Here is a 3,810-nt window from a genome sequence, read left to right on the forward strand (position 1 = left end):
ATCTTTTGGCGATACATCAGAATACTTATCTAAAACCTCCATAGCAAACAGAAAGCCTTCTCTGGTATAATGGAATATTAAATTTAGTTCTTCAGAAGTAAAGTGTTGTAATTCTATTAATTGCCTATGTTTAGGTGATAATGTGTGAAAATGGCCTTTTATTAATGAATCTATATTGTTGAGTTGTTCTTCTGATAGTTGGCATCGTGAAAAGCCTAAAAGCTTTGATAGGATTAAAAGGTTGCAATAATAAATTGTGAGATCGTTGTTAAAATCATAAAGATATGAAAAATTGAAGGTATAAACAATTGTTGAAGAAATGTTATCTGCTGTAAAATTAAACCTGTTGTTCTATCTTCAATTCGTCAAGTATATGCGAATGAGAAAAGAGGAATGGTTAAGTATAGTACCGTATTTATATACTGATATCAGCGTTTTAGCTTACTATTAACTGAAGAGGTCAAGTATGTATTCCAAGTGAGCGTCGAGGTCAAGTATGTATTTCAAAATCATAAATATCCATAAAGGCGAGGTGATTAGTACGATAAAAATAATAAGTTTCTTTATTAATTTCCTGAGACTTTTCCCATAATGCCCGAACTTACTTTTCAGGTAATACCGCTCAGGAGAATCCGGATCTATCATTATCGTATTGTCTAAACCGGTGCTTTCGGCAAATACTGACCCGTCATGATCCATAAAGTGATAGCATTCGCCCTCATAATAGTATTTGTAAATGTTAGTGCCGTCAGGCGCGTAATCATCGTGTTCATAAGGTACCGGGCAGGTGCAGGAGTTTTTTCTGTTTGCCGCAGCGGCAGATAAAACGATAAGATTAATCAGCCTTACGATGATTATTGAAGCAATAGTCACTATCATAAGCGCAAGTACTATTTTTGCGGCAAAGCCTGCTATTGACTTATCATACATGGAAATGGAGCCGCATATCCCGAAAAGCGTTACGAATATGCCGAGAAGCAGTAAAGGCAGGCGGTTCCTTGCGTTGTTTTTCACTTCTCTGCCGTTTTGATATATCGTTCCGCTGCTGTCTATTCCCGGTAAAATGAATAATATACCGATGAGCGGGAGAGATAACAAGGGCTTGATGAGCCCGATAACAAATATTACAGCAAACAGTATGAAGTAAACGAGCATGGGAACGGCTATACCGCTTTCTTTTCGGACCTGCGCCATGAGCTTGGAGAAATCAATTTCTTTTTCCGCCATAGGGAGTATATTTATCTTTTTCATGTATCGGCGGCGTTTATCAGCGCTTGCTGCCCTTTGAGCAGAAGCAGCCTCCCATTGAGGGAATAGAAGAGCTCTCTGTCGCTCGTGTCGTAAAGCTCTCCTGACTGCTGTTTTTCTTTTACGGTCATTTTAAACCCTCCTGAAAATTATATATTCAATCAAATTATATCATAGCGGCACTGTGAAGTCAATAGACATGTGCCTTCATCAGTCAGCCCGAGTTTGCCACTTCGAGAAAAAATATTTTTGAGTCAAGCCAAGAAATATCGGAAAAAGGCTTGACTTTTTTAGAGAAATATGATATAATATTTTGGTAGGTATTTGAGTGTATATTTTAATATTGGAGGGTTACTATTCATGTTTGTTGAGTGCTATAAAAACCACGGAGTTGAAACATTAAGACTTGTTGAAGGCAAATCAGGTACAAGTAAAAACGGAAAGCGTACTGTTACCAAACGCGTGATACTTACCTTAGGACCATTGCATAGATTTGATGATGGCAAACCAGACTACGTTAAGCGACTCAAGCAGTCATTTGTAGACGGTGATCCGTTGATCGATGCCCTTTTACCATATTGCTCTACTGAAAATGTGAGAAAGCAGTATAAGTTCACTTTCAATGCAGGAGATACTCATTGCTTTGGTGAGACCAAACTGTATTCTCATTGTCTGATTGACCGCATTCTCGAAGAACTTGGAGTAAATGCAACCATTAATTCATACAAGTCATTCAGCAAGATAAAATATGATGTTCTTGGTCTGTTCAGACTTCTTGTATACGGACGTATACTTAATCCGGCATCAAAAGCAGCGACCTTTGCACAGAATGATGATTATTATGATCCAATAGTCAGCTCGGATTACATGTACAATATTTATGATACTCTGGATTTTATTCACGCTCACAAGAAACAGATAATAACTCGTCTCAACACAAAACTAATGCAGCAAACAGGCCGTAAGAACAGCATTATCTATTATGATGTTACAAACTTCTATTTTGAAACTGACAGACCTGATGAAGATGTAGAAAATGAAGACGGGACAATCTCTAAAGGAATAAGGCAAAACGGTGTAAGCAAAGAAGAACGTAAACTTCCTATAGTTCAGATGGGATTGTTTATGGATGAAAATGGTATACCGGTATCTATTGAGATATTTCCCGGCAACACACTCGATCATCTTACTGTAGATACTGCACTTTCAAAAAATATTGATGATGTTGTTACCTCCAGGTTCCTCTTTGTTGCAGATCGCGGTATTTGCAACTATAACACTATTTGTCATTTGCTCGACAGAAACAAGGGATACATAATGAGCAAAAGCATATTGAAGAGCAAGACTGAGGAAAAGGACTGGATACTCAAGCCGGATGGATATACCATAACCAGTGAAGCGTTCAGATACAAATCAAGAGTTGTGAGAAAAACGGTCACAGATGCAAAAGGTGATAAGAGAACTATCACTGAAAAAGCAGTTGTTTACTGGAGCAAAAAATTCTACGATAAACAGATGTATGAAAACCGATCATTTATTGAGATATTGAAAAATATCAAAGAAAATCCTAATGGCTTTCGTGTTTCCGCTTCACGTGTCAAGGAATTAAAGAAGTATTTCAAAAAAGAACTGATAAATATCGAAACAGGTGAAGCTGTTGATTCAACAAAGCTGCGTTCACTTATTGATGATAACGCAGTTGACGAATACTGTAAGTTCTTCGGATACTATCAGATCGTAACTTCAGAACTTGACATGAGTGATACTGAAGTAATCGATAAATACCATCAGCTTACAGAAATTGAAAATCAATTCAGAATAATGAAGGGCAGTCTTGAGGGAAGACCATTCTGGGTACGTGATGAAGATCATATTGAAGCACATCTTCTTATCTGTCTGATAGCGCTTATCGTTATTAGAATAATTCAAACAAAGATAGTAGAATACAAAGGTGGAAAGGAAAAAGACAAAAGCTGGGAAATGGGACTTAACGACGAAAGAATTGTTGAAGCTTTAAAAAAATGGACTGTTGAAGATATGGATGGAAATCTCTTTAGAATGCACAACATAAACAATGATGATCTTCAAACGATACTTAATGCATTTCATGTTGAGATACCTCCTAAGTTCTTTACAAGACTGGATCTTAAATCACTCAAGAAATCCATGAAAATATTTTGATAGTACGTAAAATTAGTACGTTTTCTCAAAAATCTCAAACGACGTACCTGCGTGATAAACGCCGATTATTCGAAGAAACGGAGCCTTTTTGGGGCTCCGTTTCTATTTTACAAGTGGCAAACTCGGGTTATATCACACTGTATCAGATTAATCAACATTTTTTTAAACCCGCCGTCATTTTCATATCAGCAATAAAATAAAACATGATCTTCATACGCAGTAAAAGCCTGTTGAGCAGGGATCGCTCAACAGGCTTTTTTCAGTGTAATATATTCATTTTGTATTGCAGGTACATAATAGACCGTCAAACCATCTCCGGCTTAAGTGAGAATAAATTTTATTCCATATTTTTCAGAGCAAGCACCTTCGGTATCCTGCGGA

General features: G+C 37.1%; 3 protein-coding genes. 1 reads left to right on the plus strand and 2 read right to left on the minus strand.

Annotation, left to right across the window (positions count from 1 at the left end; all coding sequences use genetic code 11):
• Positions 1–447 precede the first annotated feature (447 nt).
• A complete protein-coding gene (locus J6U00_RS12585; protein WP_296582373.1) occupies positions 448–1,251 on the minus strand; it encodes a hypothetical protein in 804 nt (267 codons plus the stop codon).
• Positions 1,248–1,379, minus strand: a complete 132-nt coding sequence (locus tag J6U00_RS12590; RefSeq protein ID WP_296582374.1) for a hypothetical protein — start codon at positions 1,377–1,379, stop codon at positions 1,248–1,250. Before J6U00_RS12590 ends, J6U00_RS12585 begins: the two co-directional genes overlap by 4 nt.
• A gap of 229 nt (positions 1,380–1,608) precedes the next feature.
• Here J6U00_RS12590 and J6U00_RS12595 point away from each other — a divergent pair, with 229 nt between their 5' ends.
• Entirely contained in the window at positions 1,609–3,429 is a 1,821-nt protein-coding gene (locus J6U00_RS12595) for an IS1634 family transposase (protein ID WP_296582375.1), read from the plus strand.
• Positions 3,430–3,810: the final 381 nt, after the last annotated feature.

Origin of the sequence: Ruminococcus sp. (assembly GCF_017650195.1) — a bacterium.
In the GTDB taxonomy this organism is placed as follows: domain Bacteria; phylum Bacillota; class Clostridia; order Oscillospirales; family Ruminococcaceae; genus Ruminococcus.

What these genes read in the sequence shown, in the direction of transcription:
- J6U00_RS12585 (WP_296582373.1), bottom strand. Translation starts at nt 1,251, where the DNA reads ATGAAAAAGATAAATATACTCCCTATGGCGGAAAAAGAAATTGATTTC.
- J6U00_RS12590 (WP_296582374.1), bottom strand. Translation starts at nt 1,379, where the DNA reads ATGACCGTAAAAGAAAAACAGCAGTCAGGAGAGCTTTACGACACGAGC.
- J6U00_RS12595 (WP_296582375.1), top strand. Translation starts at nt 1,609, where the DNA reads ATGTTTGTTGAGTGCTATAAAAACCACGGAGTTGAAACATTAAGACTT.